The following is a 17,218-nucleotide window of genomic DNA, read 5'->3' on the forward strand; positions in this document are numbered from 1 at the left end:
TACCGTTTTTAAGGTTTTCACCCTCTCCCTGTGGGAGAGGGCTGGGGTGAGGGCATCATGCCGCACCCAACGTCTGTTAGCGCTTAATATCAGACTTAAAATCACGCTGCTCGTAGCCGGTATACAGCTGACGAGGACGGGCGATTTTCATGCCTTCGCTGTGCATTTCGTTCCAGTGCGCAATCCAGCCTACGGTACGGGCCATGGCGAAGATTACGGTGAACATGGAAGACGGAATACCCATCGCTTTCAGAATGATACCGGAGTAGAAGTCGACGTTCGGGTAGAGTTTCTTCTCGATGAAGTACGGGTCGTTCAGCGCGATGTGTTCCAGCTCCATCGCCACTTCCAGCAGATCATCTTTGGTACCCAGTTCTTTCAGCACTTCGTGGCAGGTTTCACGCATCACGGTGGCGCGTGGGTCATAGTTTTTGTAAACACGGTGACCGAAGCCCATCAGGCGGAAGGAATCATTCTTGTCTTTCGCGCGACGCACGAATTCAGGAATGTGCTCAACGGTGCTGATCTCTTCCAGCATCTTCAGTGCCGCTTCGTTCGCACCGCCGTGCGCCGGTCCCCACAGGGAGGCGATGCCCGCAGCGATACAGGCGAACGGGTTCGCGCCTGAAGAGCCCGCGGTACGGACGGTAGAGGTGGAAGCGTTCTGTTCGTGGTCAGCGTGCAGGATCAGGATACGGTCCATTGCGCGTTCCAGCACCGGGTTCACTTCGTACTCTTCGCACGGCGTGGAGAACATCATGCGCAGGAAGTTACCGGCGTAGGAGAGGTCGTTACGTGGATACACAAACGGCTGGCCGATGGAGTATTTGTAACACATCGCCGCCATGGTAGGCATTTTGGACAGCAGACGGAACGCCGCGATATCACGGTGACGCGGGTTATTCACGTCAAGGGAGTCGTGGTAGAACGCCGCCAGCGCACCGGTAATCCCGCACATCACCGCCATCGGGTGAGAGTCACGACGGAACGCATGGAACAGACGGGTAATCTGCTCATGGATCATGGTGTGACGGGTGACGGTGGTTTTGAATTCATCGTACTGCGCCTGCGTTGGCTTTTCGCCGTTCAGCAGGATGTAGCACACTTCCAGATAGTTGGATTCGGTGGCTAACTGATCGATGGGGAAGCCGCGATGGAGCAGGATACCTTCGTCACCGTCAATGTAGGTGATTTTGGATTCGCAAGATGCGGTAGAGGTAAATCCAGGGTCAAAGGTAAATACTCCTTTGGAACCCAGCGTACGGATATCAATAACATCCTGACCGAGCGTGCCTTTTAGCACATCCAGTTCAATAGCATCACCACCGTTGAGGGTGAGTTTTGCCTTTGTATCAGCCATTTACGGTCTCCTTAGCGCCTTATGCTTAAGACTGCGCTTTACCGGATTTGCTTTCAGCTGTTAATCACCGTTACCAGATTGTTATTTGGCTTACCGCTCAGCTCACGAGGACAAACCAGGGTACAGAGCTATGGCGCCTTGCAGGTAAACGAATGAAATATCAGTGAAACAACAGCAAATCAGCGTTTTTGCAGTCCGAATTATTCAAACCTGTATATCACTAATAACTGTCCTGATAACTTCGGTCAATACCATCACACTGTTACATAACTATTTGTCAGGTGAAAGAGAGACCTCATAACTTTTGCGCATTATATGCCTTTTCTGATGACGTTTGTAACAATATTGTTTAACATTTGTCAAATCAGATGATTAAAAATTAAAAAGATGTTGTTATCGTGACCCTGATCACTGTTCCAGAGAAAACCCGACAAACTGTATGTAGGTTAATTGTAATGATTTTGTGAACGGCCTATACTGCCGCCAGGTCTCCGGAACACCCTGCAATCCCGAGCCACCCAGCGTTGTAATGTGTCGTTGAAGCATCTGGAAGCATTGTTTTGCATGACGCGCAGTTATAGAAAAGGAACGCTGCTTGACCCGCATCGCAGTCCGGAGGAAGGAAACAATAAGAACAGCATGTGGGCGTTATTCATGATAAGAAATGTGAAAAAACAAAGACCTGTCAATCTGGATCTGAAAACGATCCGGTTCCCCGTAACAGCAATAGCGTCCATTCTGCACCGTGTTTCAGGTGTAATTACGTTTGTGGCGGTCGGCATTCTGCTGTGGTTACTGGGTACCAGCCTCTCCTCCCCTGAAGGATTCCTCCAGGCCTCTGCCATCATGAACAGCTTCTTCGTGAAATTCATCATGTGGGGCATTCTGACCGCGCTGGCGTACCACGTCGTCGTGGGTGTTCGTCATATGCTGATGGACTTTGGCTACCTGGAAGAGACGTTCGAAGCCGGGAAACGCTCCGCTAACATTTCATTTGTGATTACTGTCGTGCTTTCACTTCTCGCAGGAGTTCTCGTATGGTAAGCAACGCCTCCGCATTAGGACGCAACGGCGTACATGACTTCATTCTTGTCCGTGCTACCGCCATCGTTCTCACCCTTTACATCATCTATATGATTGGTTTCTTCGCGACCAGCGGTACGCTGACGTGGGAAATCTGGAGTGGGTTCTTCGGATCCGCCTTCACCAAAGTGTTCACCCTGCTGGCGCTGTTCTCCATCCTTATTCATGCGTGGATTGGTATGTGGCAGGTGTTGACCGATTACGTTAAACCGCTGGCGATTCGCCTTCCTCTGCAGCTGGCCATTGTCGTTGCACTGGTGGTTTACGTTATTTATGGATTCGTTGTGGTGTGGGGTGTGTAATGAAACTGCCAGTCAGAGAATTTGATGCTGTTGTGATTGGTGCCGGTGGCGCAGGTATGCGTGCCGCACTGCAAATTTCCCAGAGCGGCCAGACCTGTGCGCTGCTCTCTAAAGTGTTCCCGACCCGTTCCCACACTGTATCCGCGCAGGGCGGTATTACCGTTGCGCTGGGTAACTCCCATGAAGATAACTGGGAATGGCACATGTACGACACGGTAAAAGGTTCCGACTACATCGGCGACCAGGATGCCATCGAATATATGTGTAAGACCGGCCCGGAAGCGATTCTGGAGCTGGACCACATGGGGCTGCCGTTCTCCCGTCTGGAAAACGGCACCATCTATCAGCGTCCGTTTGGCGGCCAGTCGAAAAACTTCGGCGGCGAGCAGGCGGCACGTACCGCAGCGGCGGCTGACCGTACCGGCCACGCACTGCTGCACACCCTGTATCAGCAGAACCTGAAAAACCACACCACCATCTTCTCCGAGTGGTATGCGCTGGATCTGGTGAAAAATGCCGATGGCGCAGTGGTCGGTTGTACCGCGCTGTGTATCGAAACCGGTGAAGTCGTTTACTTCAAAGCCCGCGCAACCGTGCTGGCCACCGGCGGTGCAGGCCGTATTTACCAGTCCACCACCAACGCCCACATCAACACCGGTGACGGTGTCGGCATGGCAATCCGCGCAGGCGTGCCGGTTCAGGATATGGAAATGTGGCAGTTCCACCCAACCGGTATCGCCGGTGCCGGCGTTCTGGTAACAGAAGGCTGCCGTGGTGAAGGCGGCTACCTGCTGAACAAACACGGCGAACGCTTCATGGAGCGTTATGCCCCGAATGCGAAAGACCTGGCGGGTCGTGACGTGGTGGCGCGTTCCATCATGATCGAAATCCGTGAAGGCCGCGGCTGTGATGGCCCATGGGGTCCACACGCGAAGCTGAAACTCGACCATCTGGGTAAAGAGGTGCTGGAATCCCGTCTGCCGGGCATTCTGGAGCTGTCTCGTACCTTCGCACACGTCGACCCGGTGAAAGAGCCAATTCCTGTTATCCCAACCTGCCACTACATGATGGGCGGTATTCCGACCAAAGTGACCGGTCAGGCGTTGACCGTGAACGAGCAGGGCGAAGATGTGGTTATTCCTGGCCTGTTCGCCGTAGGTGAAATTGCCTGCGTATCCGTTCACGGCGCAAACCGTCTCGGCGGCAACTCGCTGCTGGACCTGGTGGTATTCGGCCGTGCAGTCGGTCTGCATCTGCAGGAATCCATTGCCGAGCAGGGCGCGCTGCGTGACGCGACCGACGACGAAATTGATGCCTCTCTTGAGCGCCTCAACCGCTGGAACGGCAACCGTAACGGCGAAGATCCGGTGGAAATCCGTAAAGCACTGCAGGAATGCATGCAGCATAACTTCTCGGTATTCCGCGAAGGTGACGCAATGGCCAAAGGTCTTGAGCAACTGAAAGCGATCCGCGAGCGTCTGAAAAATGCCCGTCTGGATGACACCTCCAGCGAGTTCAACACCCAGCGCGTTGAATGCCTGGAGCTGGATAACCTGATGGAAACTGCGTTCGCGACCGCGATGTCGGCAAACTTCCGTACCGAGAGCCGTGGCGCGCATAGCCGCTTCGACTTCCCGGATCGTGATGACGAAAACTGGCTGTGCCATTCCCTGTATCTGCCAGAGTCGGAATCCATGACGCGTCGTAGCGTCAACATGGAACCGAAACTGCGTCCGGCGTTCCCGCCGAAGATTCGTACTTACTAATGCGGAGACAGGATAATGAAACTCGAATTCTCAGTTTATCGTTATAACCCGGATGTTGATGATGCTCCGCGTATGCAGGACTACACCCTGGAAGCGGAAGAAGGTCGCGACATGATGCTGCTGGATGCGTTAATCCAGCTGAAAGAAAAAGATCCGACACTGTCGTTCCGTCGCTCCTGCCGTGAAGGGGTCTGCGGCTCTGATGGCGTGAACATGAACGGCAAAAATGGCCTGGCCTGCATCACGCCAATTTCCGCGTTGCAGCGTCCTGGTCAGAAAATTGTTATCCGTCCTCTGCCAGGCCTGCCGGTCGTGCGTGATTTGGTGGTAGACATGGGGCAATTCTATGCACAATATGAGAAGATTAAGCCTTACTTATTGAATAATGGGCAAAATCCACCCGCTCGCGAGCACTTACAGTCTCCTGAGCAGCGTGAAAAACTCGATGGGTTGTACGAGTGTATTCTCTGCGCATGTTGTTCAACGTCCTGTCCGTCGTTCTGGTGGAACCCGGACAAGTTTATCGGCCCGGCCGGTCTGCTGGCTGCCTATCGCTTCCTGATCGATAGCCGCGACACCGAAACCGAGAGTCGTCTGGAAGGACTGAGTGACGCTTTCAGCGTATTCCGCTGCCATAGCATCATGAACTGCGTCAGTGTATGTCCGAAGGGACTGAACCCGACGCGCGCCATCGGCCATATTAAGTCGATGCTGCTGCAGCGCAGTGCGTAAGTAAAAACGCCGGATGGCGCTGCGCTTATCCGGCCTATGTAACAGTAGGCCCGGTAAGCGTAGCGCCACCGGGCAAATTGCAGAAACCTTTAAAAACTGCCCTGAAGTTTAGACAGTTTCTAAAGGTTCCTTCGCGGGCCAAATGAAAAGAGCTCGCAGGTGAACCCCGGCACGTACACGTGGTGTGCGTGGTAGTTTCTACGGCGAAAGTAAGCATAAAAATGCTTAAGGGATCACGATGCAGAACGGCGCAATGAAAGCCTGGCTGGACTCTTCTTTCCTTTCTGGTGCGAACCAGAGCTGGATTGAACAGCTCTATGAAGACTTCTTAACCGATCCTGACTCAGTGGACGCAAACTGGCGTTCCATGTTCCAGCAGTTGCCTGGCACAGGGGTCAAACCGGATCAATTCCATTCCAAAACACGTGATTATTTCCGTCGTCTGGCGAAGGATGCCTCACGTTACTCTTCTGCGATTTCCGACCCTGACACCAATGCGAAGCAGGTTAAAGTCCTGCAGCTTATCAACGCTTATCGCTTCCGTGGTCACCAGCATGCGAATCTCGATCCGCTGGGACTGTGGCAGCAAGAACGTGTGGCCGATCTCGATCCGGCGTATCACGATCTGACCGAGGCCGATTTCCAGGAAAGCTTTAACGTAGGTTCTTTTGCCATCGGCAAAGACACGATGAAGCTGGGCGAACTCATTGATGCGCTCAAGCAAACCTACTGCGGCTCCATCGGCGCGGAATACATGCACATTACCTCTACCGAAGAGAAACGCTGGATCCAGCAGCGCATCGAATCCGTAGCGGGCCATGCGAATTTCTCAGCAGACGAGAAAAAACGTTTCCTTGGCGAACTGACTGCAGCAGAGGGTCTTGAGCGCTATCTGGGCGCGAAATTCCCGGGCGCAAAGCGCTTCTCGCTGGAAGGCGGCGACGCGCTGGTGCCGATGCTGAAAGAGCTGATTCGTCATGCAGGCAAGAGCGGTACCCGTGAAGTGGTACTGGGCATGGCGCACCGTGGTCGTCTGAACGTCCTGGTCAACGTGCTGGGTAAAAAACCGCAGGACCTGTTCGACGAATTTGCGGGCAAACATAAAGAGCACCTCGGCACCGGCGACGTGAAGTACCACATGGGCTTCTCGTCTGATATCGAAACCGAAGGCGGTCTGGTTCACCTGGCGCTGGCGTTTAACCCGTCACACCTGGAGATCGTCAGCCCGGTGGTTATCGGTTCCGTGCGAGCGCGTCTGGATCGTCTGGACGAGCCAAGCAGCAACAAAGTGCTGCCAATCACCATTCACGGTGATGCGGCGGTAACCGGGCAGGGCGTGGTTCAGGAAACCCTGAACATGTCGAAAGCGCGTGGTTATGAAGTGGGCGGTACCGTTCGCATCGTGATCAACAACCAGGTGGGCTTCACCACCTCTAACCCGCTGGATGCTCGCTCTACACCATATTGCACCGACATCGGTAAAATGGTTCAGGCGCCGATCTTCCACGTGAACGCGGACGATCCGGAAGCTGTCGCTTTCGTGACCCGTCTGGCGCTGGACTTCCGTAATACCTTCAAACGCGATGTGTTCATTGACCTCTTCTGCTACCGCCGTCACGGCCACAACGAAGCGGATGAGCCAAGTGCAACCCAGCCGCTGATGTATCAGAAAATCAAAAAACACCCGACGCCACGCAAAATCTATGCTGACAAGCTGGAAAGCGAAAAAGTGGCGACGCTGGAAGATGCGACCGAACTGGTCAACCTCTACCGCGATGCGCTGGATGCGGGTGAATGCGTAGTGAAAGAGCTGCGTCCGATGAACATGCACTCCTTTACCTGGTCGCCGTACCTCAACCACGAGTGGGATGAGAGCTACCCGAACAAGGTTGAGATGAAGCGTCTGCAGGAGCTGGCTAAACGCATCAGCACCGTACCAGACGCTATCGAGATGCAGTCTCGCGTGGCGAAAATCTATGCTGACCGTCAGTCCATGGCAGCAGGTGAGAAGCTGTTTGACTGGGGTGGCGCGGAAACGCTGGCTTATGCAACGCTGGTTGACGAAGGCATTCCCGTGCGTCTGTCCGGCGAAGATGCGGGCCGTGGCACCTTCTTCCACCGTCACGCGGTGGTTCACAATCAGTCTAACGGTTCAACCTATACCCCACTGCAGCACGTCCACAACGGTCAGGGCCAGTTCAAGGTCTGGGACTCCGTACTGTCTGAAGAAGCGGTACTGGCCTTCGAATACGGCTACGCCACCGCTGAACCACGCACCCTGACCATCTGGGAAGCGCAGTTCGGTGACTTCGCGAACGGTGCGCAGGTCGTTATCGACCAGTTCATCTCCTCCGGCGAGCAGAAGTGGGGCCGCATGTGTGGTCTGGTCATGCTGCTGCCGCACGGTTATGAAGGCCAGGGTCCGGAGCACTCCTCCGCGCGTCTGGAACGCTATCTGCAACTTTGCGCTGAGCAGAACATGCAGGTTTGCGTGCCGTCCACTCCGGCTCAGGTCTACCACATGCTGCGTCGTCAGGCACTGCGCGGTATGCGCCGTCCGCTGGTGGTCATGTCTCCGAAATCCCTGCTGCGCCATCCGCTGGCGGTATCCAGCCTGGATGAGCTGGCAAACGGCACCTTCCTGCCAGCCATCGGTGAGATTGACGAGCTGGATCCGCAGGCCGTGAAGCGTGTGGTGATGTGTTCTGGTAAGGTTTATTACGACCTGCTGGAACAGCGCCGTAAGAACGATCAGAAAGATGTCGCCATCGTGCGTATCGAACAGCTTTATCCGTTCCCGCATCAGGCGATGCAGGAAGTGCTGAAACCTTACGCTCACGTTCATGATTTTGTCTGGTGCCAGGAAGAGCCGCTTAACCAGGGCGCATGGTACTGCAGCCAGCATCATTTCCGTGAAGTGATTCCATTTGGGTCCGCTCTGCGTTACGCAGGTCGCCCGGCCTCCGCCTCTCCGGCGGTAGGGTATATGTCCGTTCACCAGAAGCAGCAACAAGATCTGGTCAATGACGCGCTGAACGTCGATTAATTAAAGGATACATAATGAGTAGCGTAGATATTCTTGTTCCCGACCTGCCTGAATCTGTAGCAGATGCGACCGTCGCTACCTGGCACAAAAAACCAGGCGATGCCGTTAAGCGCGATGAAGTGCTGGTAGAAATCGAAACTGACAAAGTGGTACTGGAAGTACCGGCTTCGGCGGATGGCGTACTGGACGCGGTGCTGGAAGATGAAGGTACGACCGTCACCTCTCGTCAGATCCTGGGTCGCCTGCGTGAAGGCAACAGCGCGGGTAAAGAGTCCAGCGCCAAGTCTGAAGAGAAAGCCTCTACGCCGGCTCAGCGCCAGCAGGCTTCTCTGGAAGAACAGTCTAACGACGCCCTCAGCCCGGCGATCCGTCGCCTGCTGGCTGAACATAGCCTTGACCCGGCTGCCATCAAAGGCACCGGTGTGGGTGGCCGTCTGACGCGTGAAGACATCGACAAGCACCTGGCGAAAGCACCTGCTCAGGCAGAAGCGAAAGCCCCTGCGGCAGCGCCAGCAGCAGCTCAGCCTGCTCTGGGTGCCCGTAGCGAAAAACGCGTCCCAATGACGCGCCTGCGTAAGCGTGTAGCCGAGCGTCTGCTGGAAGCGAAAAACTCCACCGCGATGCTGACCACCTTCAACGAAGTGAACATGAAGCCAATCATGGACCTGCGTAAGCAGTACGGTGACGCGTTTGAAAAACGTCACGGTATCCGTCTGGGCTTTATGTCCTTCTACGTGAAGGCTGTCGTTGAAGCGCTGAAACGCTACCCGGAAGTGAACGCGTCCATCGATGGCGATGATGTGGTTTACCACAACTATTTCGACGTCAGCATGGCGGTTTCTACCCCACGTGGTCTGGTCACCCCGGTTCTGCGTGATGTGGATACCCTGGGTATGGCTGACATCGAGAAAAATATCAAAGAGCTGGCTGTTAAAGGCCGCGACGGCAAGCTGACCGTAGACGACCTGACCGGCGGTAACTTCACCATTACCAACGGCGGCGTATTCGGCTCGCTGATGTCTACCCCGATCATTAACCCGCCGCAGAGCGCGATCCTGGGTATGCATGCCATTAAAGATCGTCCGATGGCGGTAGACGGTAAAGTTGAGATCCTGCCAATGATGTACCTGGCGCTCTCTTACGATCACCGCCTGATCGACGGCCGCGAGTCCGTGGGCTTCCTGGTTGCCATTAAAGAGCTGCTGGAAGATCCAACGCGTCTGCTGCTGGACGTCTAGTTTTGCAGTCTTGCCCGGCGGCGTATGGCTGCCGGGCCACTAAAAGCACTACCTAACGATTACCTGAAGGATGGATAGAACACATGAACTTACATGAATATCAGGCCAAACAGCTGTTTGCCCGGTATGGCTTACCGGCTCCGGTGGGTTATGCCTGTACTACCCCGCGTGAAGCAGAAGAAGCCGCATCTAAAATCGGTTCCGGCCCGTGGGTAGTTAAATGTCAGGTTCACGCTGGTGGCCGTGGTAAAGCGGGCGGTGTGAAGGTTGTTAAGAGCAAAGAAGAGATTCGTGCGTTTGCTGAACATTGGCTCGGCAAACGTCTGGTGACCTACCAGACAGATGCGAACGGCCAGCCGGTTAACCAGATCCTGGTTGAAGCTGCGACGGATATCGCTAAAGAGCTGTACCTGGGCGCGGTTGTTGACCGTAGCTCCCGTCGCGTGGTGTTCATGGCGTCTACCGAAGGCGGCGTGGAAATCGAAAAAGTGGCGGAAGAAACCCCACATCTGATCCACAAAGTGGCGATCGATCCGCTGGCAGGCCCAATGCCTTACCAGGGTCGCGAGCTGGCGTTCAAACTGGGTCTGGAAGGCAAGCTGGTTCAGCAGTTCACCAAGATCTTCATGGGTCTGGCGACTATCTTCCTGGAGCGCGACCTGGCGCTGATCGAGATTAACCCGCTGGTGATCACCACCCAGGGCGATCTGATCTGCCTCGACGGCAAACTGGGTGCTGACGGCAACGCGCTGTTCCGCCAGCCGGATCTGCGCGAAATGCGCGACCAGTCTCAGGAAGACCCTCGTGAAGCACAGGCTGCACAGTGGGAGCTGAACTACGTGGCGCTGGACGGCAACATCGGCTGTATGGTCAACGGTGCGGGCCTGGCAATGGGCACCATGGACATCGTTAAGCTGCACGGTGGTGAGCCAGCGAACTTCCTCGACGTGGGCGGTGGCGCAACCAAAGAGCGCGTGACCGAAGCGTTCAAAATCATCCTCTCTGACGACAATGTTAAAGCGGTTCTGGTTAACATCTTCGGCGGCATCGTTCGTTGCGACCTGATCGCCGACGGTATCATTGGTGCGGTAGAAGAAGTGGGTGTTAACGTTCCGGTGGTTGTACGTCTGGAAGGTAACAACGCTGAACTCGGCGCGAAAAAACTGGCTGACAGCGGCCTGAATATTATTGCAGCGAAAAGTCTGACGGATGCAGCTCAGCAGGTTGTTGCCGCAGTGGAGGGGAAATAATGTCAGTTTTAATTAATAAAGATACCAAGGTTATCTGCCAGGGCTTCACCGGTAGCCAGGGGACTTTCCACTCCGAACAGGCGATTGCCTACGGCACGCAGATGGTTGGCGGCGTCACGCCAGGTAAAGGTGGCACCACGCACCTGGGCCTGCCGGTGTTCAACACCGTGCGTGAAGCCGTAGAAGCGACGGGCGCAACCGCGACCGTTATTTACGTTCCGGCACCGTTCTGCAAAGATTCCATTCTGGAAGCGATCGACGCGGGCATCAAACTGATCATCACCATCACTGAAGGTATCCCGACGCTGGATATGCTGACCGTGAAAGTGAAGCTGGATGAAGCCGGCGTGCGCATGATCGGCCCGAACTGCCCGGGTGTTATCACGCCAGGCGAATGCAAAATCGGCATCATGCCGGGTCATATTCACAAGCCGGGCAAAGTAGGCATCGTGTCCCGTTCCGGTACCCTGACCTATGAAGCCGTTAAGCAGACCACCGATTACGGCTTCGGCCAGTCCACCTGTGTGGGCATCGGCGGTGACCCGATCCCGGGCTCTAACTTCATCGACATCCTGAAACTGTTCCAGGAAGATCCACAGACCGAAGCGATCGTGATGATTGGTGAGATCGGTGGTAGCGCGGAAGAAGAAGCGGCTGCTTACATCAAAGAACACGTGACCAAGCCGGTTGTCGGTTACATCGCGGGTGTGACCGCGCCGAAAGGCAAGCGTATGGGTCACGCAGGGGCGATCATCGCCGGTGGTAAAGGTACGGCTGACGAGAAATTCGCAGCGCTCGAAGCCGCAGGCGTGAAAACCGTTCGCAGCCTGGCGGATATCGGCGAAGCACTGAAATCCATCATTAAGTAAGTCCTCTCTGCTCCCCGACAGGGGAGCGTTGAAGTAAAAAAATGTCCGTTTCGACATGGTTGGCCGCTGAAAAGCGGCCTTTTTTATTGCCTGCGTTTGGCAACGAGCGTGAACTTGTAATCGTCGGTATTGAAGACGTTGCGACTGTATTCAAATACCCGTCCGTCCTTCAGGAAACCGCGGGAGGCTTTTTCCAGGATCGGTTTGGCCGGATCGAGCGCCAGCGCGGCGATCGCCTCCTCTGATGGCATGATCGGCACCAGCTCCTGCTCGCTGCGATCGATAACCATCTTTTTGATCTGCTCGATGTAGTGGTATTTCGAATTTTCCATTACGTCCCAGGTGAGGTCGGGAAACATTGCCAGCGGCATCCATGTCTCTTCCAGGTTAACCGGCTTCTGCTTGATGAAGCGTACGCGCTTCACGTGCCAGACTTTATCCTCCGGATTGATGGCCAGCGTTGCCGCAAGCCGCTCATCGGCTTTCACCACTTCAAAAATTTTAACATCACTGTGCGTATCGACGTTTCGGTCAGCCAGCTTTTCGTAAAAACCGGTGAGCTGGTAGATATCGTAATTTACGCGTTCCTCTTTTACATAAGAGCCGCTGCCCTGAATGCTTTCGATAATCTGCTCATCAGCCAGCAGTTTCAGGGCCTGCCGGACGGTGACACGGCTAACGCTGAACGTCTCCTGAAGGCTGGACTCCGTCGGGAGCGCGTCACCGGGTTTTAACTCCCCGGCGTTAATTTTCTCGCGAAACGCATCGGCTATCTGCCGGTACATCGGTTTATTACCCATTTGATTGCGCCTGCTTAATACCTTTTCAGGGAATTATGCATTCAACTGATGATTTGTAAATAATACAAATAAAATACAAATTGGCTTATTAGTGAAAGTGATCACATACATGTATTATAAGGTCTGCCAGAATCCATCCCAGACAATAACGATCTAAATGTGAGGATCACTATGAACCTGACGACCCTGACCGATCCGCGTGCAGTCTGCGTTCAGGCGCGGTTTTCCTGCCGGGATGAGGCAATCCGTCAGCTTGCGACACGTCTGGTGGCGCTGGGCAAAATCGCTGATGCCGATGCTTTTCTTAAAGAAGTTTTCCATCGGGAATCGCTTGGCCCCACCGCCCTGGGCGAAGGGCTGGCGGTGCCCCACGGTAAATCAGCCGTCGTGAAAGAAGCGGCCTTCGCCGTGGCAACGCTGCGCGAACCGCTGGAGTGGGAAGGCGTGGACGGACCGGAAGAGGTTGAGCTGATTTTTCTTCTCGCCATTCCTCCTGCCGAAGCGGGGTCGACACATATTCAGGTACTGACGGAACTGACGTCTCGCCTGGCGGATGACGATCTCCGGGCGCGCGTGATGGCAGCCACCACGGCGGAAGATGTGCTTGCTGCCCTGGAAGCGACCCCTGAAGCGCAAGAGGCCGCCGTTGCGGTGAATGCCCCGACGATCGTTTGCGTTACCGCCTGTCCGGCTGGAATTGCGCATACCTATATGGCTGCGGAATACCTGGAAAAAGCGGGACGCAGGCTGGGCGTCAACGTGGTGGTCGAAAAGCAGGGGGCGAACGGCATTGAGGGGCGCATCACTGCGCAGCAGTTGAAGGAGGCGAAAGCATGCATTTTTGCCGCAGACGTGGCGATCAAAGAGCGTGAGCGTTTTCAGGGGATCCCCGCGATTTCCGTCCCCGTTGCGGAGCCCCTGCGCCATGCTGAAGCGCTAATTGAGCGCGCGCTGGCGCTACGGCCTTCATCCGATGCGGGTCATGAGTATGTCGATACCGAAACGAAAACGGGCGTAAAAAGTGAGCTCAAACAGGCGCTCCTCAGCGGGATCTCCTTTGCGGTGCCGCTGATCGTCGCTGGCGGTACGGTGCTGGCCGTGTCGGTACTGCTGGCGCAAATCCTGGGCTTGCAGCACTTGTTCGACCAGGAAAACTCGTGGCTGTGGATGTACCGCAAGCTTGGCGGCGGCATGCTCGGAATTTTGATGGTTCCCGTTCTGGCCGCGTATACCGCTTACTCGCTGGCGGATAAACCCGCCCTGACACCGGGATTTGCTGCTGGTCTTGCTGCCAATATGATCGGCTCCGGTTTTCTGGGGGCTATCGTGGGCGGCCTGATCGCGGGTTACCTGATGCGCTGGGTGAAAAATCACATCCGCCTGAGTAGCCGCTATAACGGCTTTTTAACCTTTTATCTCTATCCGGTCATTGGCGTGCTGGGGGCGGGTAGCCTGATGCTGTTTGTGATCGGCGAACCGGTGGCCTGGCTTAATAACACGCTCACCGTCTGGCTTAATGGTCTGTCCGGTGCGAATGCGCTGCTCCTGGGGGCGATCCTCGGCTTTATGTGTTCATTTGATTTGGGCGGGCCGGTCAACAAAGCCTCTTACGCGTTTTGCCTGGGCGCGATGGCGAACGGCGTATACGGTCCCTATGCCATCTTTGCCTCCGTCAAAATGGTCTCGGCCTTTACCGTGACGGCGTCAACGATGCTGGCTCCGGGACTGTTTAAACCGTTTGAAATTGAAACCGGTAAATCAACGTGGCTGCTCGGACTCGCGGGCATTACCGAAGGGGCGATTCCGATGGCGATAGAAGATCCCCTTCGCGTCATTGGCTCCTTTGTGCTCGGCTCCATGGTAACCGGCGCGATTGTTGGGGCGATGGGGATCGGGCTGTCTACCCCGGGGGCGGGTATTTTCTCCCTCTTTTTACTTCACGACGCAGGGCTGACCGGTGTGGTTGCCGCAGCGGGCTGGTTTGGCGCGGCGCTGCTGGGGGCCGCTATCTCCACGTTTGTTCTGCTGCTCTGGCGACGCCAGGCGGTAAAAAAGGGCAAATACGTCACTGAAGACGCCATACGGTAAAAACTCACACACAGGAAACGAAGATGAAAGCTGTATCTCGCGTTCATATCACACCGCATATGCACTGGGACCGTGAGTGGTATTTCACCACCGAAGAGTCACGTATTCTTCTGGTCAATAATATGGAAGAGATCCTGACCCGCCTGGAGCAGGATGACGAGTATAAATATTACGTCCTTGATGGGCAGACGGCGGTGCTGGAGGATTATTTTGCCGTCGTGCCTGAAAACCGCGCGCGCGTGAAGGCCCTGGTCGAGCGCGGAAAACTGATTATCGGCCCCTGGTATACCCAGACTGATACCACCCTCGTCAGCGGCGAGTCGATCGTCCGCAACCTTATGTATGGCATTCGCGACTGTATGGCGTTCGGCGAGCCGATGAAAATCGGCTATCTGCCGGATTCATTTGGTATGTCCGGTCAGCTTCCGCATATTTATAACGGGTTTGGCATAACGCGGACCATGTTCTGGCGCGGCTGCTCGGAACGACACGGAACCGATAAAACGGAATTTCTCTGGCAGAGCCAGGACGGCAGCGAAGTGACGGCACAGGTGCTGCCGCTGGGCTACGCGATTGGTAAGTACTTACCGGAGGACGAAGCGGGGCTGCGAAAGCGGCTCGACAGCTATCTCGAGGTGCTGGAAAGCGCCTCCGTCACCAAAGAGATTTTGCTGCCCAACGGTCACGATCAGATGCCGCTGCAGCAGAATATTTTTGCAGTAATGGACAAGCTGCGAGAAATCTATCCCCAGCGTCAGTTTGTGATGAGTCGGTTCGAAGAGGTATTTGACCACATCGATGCGCACCGCGATGAACTGGCGACGGTAAAAGGGGAGTTTATCGACGGGAAATACATGCGCGTTCACCGGACAATCGGCTCTACGCGCATGGACATCAAAATCGCCCATGCGCGTATTGAGAACAAAATTGTCAATATCCTCGAGCCGCTGGCGACCCTTGCCTGGACGCTGGGCTTCGATTACCACCACGGTCTGCTGGAGAAAATGTGGAAAGAGATCCTCAAAAACCACGCTCACGACAGCATCGGTTGCTGCTGCAGCGACAAAGTGCATCGTGAGATTGTCTCCCGCTTCGAACTGGCTGAAGACATGGCAGACAACCTGGTGCGTTTCTATATGCGCAAGATTGTCGACAACATGCAGCAAAGCGATGCCGATAAGCTGGTGATGTTCAACCTGATGCCCTGGCCGCGTGAAGAGGTGATGAACACCACCATCCGACTGCGTGCCAGCCAGTTCCGTCTGCGGGATGATAAAGGCAATGAGATTCCGTATTTCATTCGCAGCGCACGCGAACTCGACCCCGGTCTCATCGACCGACAGATTGTCCATTACGGCAATTACGAACCGTTTATGGAGTTTGATATTCAGCTCAGCCAGATACTGCCGTCGATGGGGTACCGTACGTTGTTTATCGAACCGAACGTGGCCGGGAAGCAGCGCCCAGAGGTGAAAAACACAGAATCCTTACTTGAAAATGCGTTCTGGCAGGTTGATTTCAATGAAGACGGCACGCTGCGCCTGCGTGACAAAGAAACCGGGCTGATTTATGACCGCGTACTGGAAATCGAAGAGAGTTCGGATGATGGCGATGAGTACGACTACTCGCCTGCCCGGGAAGAGTGGAGGCTCACTTCAGCACAGGGCGAGCATCAGGTTGAGGTGACGCATGAAGGCTGGCAGAGCAGGGCGGTGATCCGTCATCGGATCGCTGTTCCGGCTAATCTGGCCGAACGCACGGCACGTCAGAGGAACGGTTCTCTCAGCGCTGAGTTTGAAATAACGCTTAGCCACAACAGCAGACGCATTGATGTGGCGGTTCGTCTGGACAATCAGGCTGACGACCACCGCGTTCGCGTGCTGATCCCAACGCCGTTTACAACCCTGGAGGTGTTAGCGGATACGCAGTTTGGTACGGTCACGCGTGCTGCGCAGGATCCCGCCATGCAAAACTGGCAGGAGGAGGGCTGGAAAGAAGCGCCTGTTCCCGTCTGGAACTTACTCAATTACGCCGTCCTGCAGGAGAAACGAAACGGGCTGGCGCTGTTCACCGAGGGACTGCGCGAATTTGAAGTGGTGGGCGAGGATAAAAAAGCCTTTGCCGTAACCTTGTTGCGTGGCGTGGGGCTACTCGGCAAAGAAGATTTGCTGTTGCGTCCCGGCAGACCATCAGGGATCAAACTGCCCGTTCCTGACTCCCAGGTTCGGGGCGCGCTAAGCTGTCGCTTTAGTCTCTTCAGTTTCAGCGGTACGCCGGAAAATGCGGGTGTCGCGCAGCAGGCTAAATCGTGGTTAACGCCTGTACAGTGCTACAACAAAATTCCCTGGGATGCCATGAAACTGAACCGCGCACCGTTTACCACGCCGGAAAGTTACAGTTTGTTAGCGCTTTCGCCAACGGGATGTGTGCTCAGTGCTCTCAAAAAGGCGGAAGATCGTGATGAGCTTATTCTTCGTCTGTTTAACCCGTCAGCGTCCAGCGCATGTGATGCGACGTTATCTGTGAATCCGACGGTGAAACGGTGCTGCGAAACGGACATGAATGAACAGGTGTTAGCGCAGCATGAAGGCGAGGGCATTGCCGGGGTATTCAGGCCTGGACAGTCACGCACCTTTAGCGTGCTTGTCGGCTGAAAACAGTGATAAAAAGGCTGCAGCGTTAGC

The 17,218-nt window shown here is 55.2% G+C and carries 12 protein-coding genes; 10 read left to right on the forward strand and 2 right to left on the reverse strand.

The features are described 5' to 3' along the window. Positions 1–76: 76 nt before the first annotated feature. Positions 77–1,360, reverse strand: a complete 1,284-nt coding sequence (locus ACMGGM_RS19690) for a citrate synthase (protein WP_014883035.1) — start codon at positions 1,358–1,360, stop codon at positions 77–79. 639 nt (positions 1,361–1,999) lie between these two features. Between ACMGGM_RS19690 and sdhC the strand changes: the two genes are divergently transcribed. The 8 genes from sdhC (at position 2,000) to sucD (ending at position 11,646) form a co-directional block, all read left to right on the forward strand. After that, entirely contained in the window at positions 2,000–2,404 is a 405-nt protein-coding gene (gene sdhC / locus ACMGGM_RS19695) for a succinate dehydrogenase cytochrome b556 subunit (RefSeq protein WP_020684965.1), read from the forward strand. Beyond that, positions 2,398–2,745, forward strand: a complete 348-nt coding sequence (gene sdhD / locus ACMGGM_RS19700) for a succinate dehydrogenase membrane anchor subunit (RefSeq protein WP_008501088.1) — start codon at positions 2,398–2,400, stop codon at positions 2,743–2,745. Before sdhC ends, sdhD begins: the two co-directional genes overlap by 7 nt. Further along, entirely contained in the window at positions 2,745–4,511 is a 1,767-nt protein-coding gene (sdhA, locus tag ACMGGM_RS19705; RefSeq protein WP_014883036.1) for a succinate dehydrogenase flavoprotein subunit, read from the forward strand. Before sdhD ends, sdhA begins: the two co-directional genes overlap by 1 nt. Positions 4,512–4,526: 15 nt before the next feature. Continuing rightward, positions 4,527–5,243, forward strand: a complete 717-nt coding sequence (gene sdhB / locus ACMGGM_RS19710; RefSeq protein WP_014883037.1) for a succinate dehydrogenase iron-sulfur subunit SdhB — start codon at positions 4,527–4,529, stop codon at positions 5,241–5,243. Between the two features lie 238 nt (positions 5,244–5,481). Continuing rightward, positions 5,482–8,289, forward strand: coding sequence for a 2-oxoglutarate dehydrogenase E1 component (gene sucA / locus ACMGGM_RS19715; RefSeq protein WP_014883038.1), 2,808 nt, complete (start codon positions 5,482–5,484; stop codon positions 8,287–8,289). Positions 8,290–8,303: 14 nt separating this feature from the next. Next, positions 8,304–9,527: a 2-oxoglutarate dehydrogenase complex dihydrolipoyllysine-residue succinyltransferase gene (gene odhB / locus ACMGGM_RS19720; protein WP_014883039.1), complete on the forward strand. Its 1,224-nt coding sequence runs from the start codon at positions 8,304–8,306 to the stop codon at positions 9,525–9,527. Between the two features lie 83 nt (positions 9,528–9,610). Beyond that, entirely contained in the window at positions 9,611–10,777 is a 1,167-nt protein-coding gene (gene sucC, locus ACMGGM_RS19725; protein WP_006809579.1) for an ADP-forming succinate--CoA ligase subunit beta, read from the forward strand. After that, on the forward strand, positions 10,777–11,646 hold the full coding sequence (gene sucD, locus ACMGGM_RS19730; protein WP_008501094.1) for a succinate--CoA ligase subunit alpha: 870 nt from the start codon (positions 10,777–10,779) through the stop codon (positions 11,644–11,646). The genes sucC and sucD overlap by 1 nt, the downstream gene beginning before the upstream one ends. An 83-nt stretch (positions 11,647–11,729) precedes the next feature. On the opposite strand, the gene ACMGGM_RS19735 is transcribed toward sucD, so the two are convergent. After that, complete coding sequence (locus ACMGGM_RS19735) at positions 11,730–12,446, reverse strand: GntR family transcriptional regulator (RefSeq protein ID WP_045134254.1); 717 nt, start codon at positions 12,444–12,446, stop codon at positions 11,730–11,732. A gap of 171 nt (positions 12,447–12,617) precedes the next feature. Between ACMGGM_RS19735 and mngA the strand changes: the two genes are divergently transcribed. Both mngA and mngB read left to right on the forward strand, forming a co-directional pair. Continuing rightward, on the forward strand, positions 12,618–14,534 hold the full coding sequence (mngA, locus tag ACMGGM_RS19740) for a PTS 2-O-a-mannosyl-D-glycerate transporter subunit IIABC (RefSeq protein ID WP_045134253.1): 1,917 nt from the start codon (positions 12,618–12,620) through the stop codon (positions 14,532–14,534). 23 nt (positions 14,535–14,557) lie between these two features. After that, entirely contained in the window at positions 14,558–17,188 is a 2,631-nt protein-coding gene (gene mngB, locus ACMGGM_RS19745) for a mannosylglycerate hydrolase (protein WP_045134252.1), read from the forward strand. Positions 17,189–17,218: the final 30 nt, after the last annotated feature.

This window comes from Enterobacter sp. BNK-14 (assembly GCF_047456095.1).
Lineage (GTDB): Bacteria > Pseudomonadota > Gammaproteobacteria > Enterobacterales > Enterobacteriaceae > Enterobacter > Enterobacter kobei.

Bases quoted from the DNA above. Each gene is read 5' to 3' on its own strand.
- ACMGGM_RS19690 (WP_014883035.1), bottom strand. From the start codon at position 1,360: ATGGCTGATACAAAGGCAAAACTCACCCTCAACGGTGGTGATGCTATT.
- sdhC (WP_020684965.1), top strand. From the start codon at position 2,000: ATGTGGGCGTTATTCATGATAAGAAATGTGAAAAAACAAAGACCTGTC.
- sdhD (WP_008501088.1), top strand. From the start codon at position 2,398: ATGGTAAGCAACGCCTCCGCATTAGGACGCAACGGCGTACATGACTTC.
- sdhA (WP_014883036.1), top strand. From the start codon at position 2,745: ATGAAACTGCCAGTCAGAGAATTTGATGCTGTTGTGATTGGTGCCGGT.
- sdhB (WP_014883037.1), top strand. From the start codon at position 4,527: ATGAAACTCGAATTCTCAGTTTATCGTTATAACCCGGATGTTGATGAT.
- sucA (WP_014883038.1), top strand. From the start codon at position 5,482: ATGCAGAACGGCGCAATGAAAGCCTGGCTGGACTCTTCTTTCCTTTCT.
- odhB (WP_014883039.1), top strand. From the start codon at position 8,304: ATGAGTAGCGTAGATATTCTTGTTCCCGACCTGCCTGAATCTGTAGCA.
- sucC (WP_006809579.1), top strand. From the start codon at position 9,611: ATGAACTTACATGAATATCAGGCCAAACAGCTGTTTGCCCGGTATGGC.
- sucD (WP_008501094.1), top strand. From the start codon at position 10,777: ATGTCAGTTTTAATTAATAAAGATACCAAGGTTATCTGCCAGGGCTTC.
- ACMGGM_RS19735 (WP_045134254.1), bottom strand. From the start codon at position 12,446: ATGGGTAATAAACCGATGTACCGGCAGATAGCCGATGCGTTTCGCGAG.
- mngA (WP_045134253.1), top strand. From the start codon at position 12,618: ATGAACCTGACGACCCTGACCGATCCGCGTGCAGTCTGCGTTCAGGCG.
- mngB (WP_045134252.1), top strand. From the start codon at position 14,558: ATGAAAGCTGTATCTCGCGTTCATATCACACCGCATATGCACTGGGAC.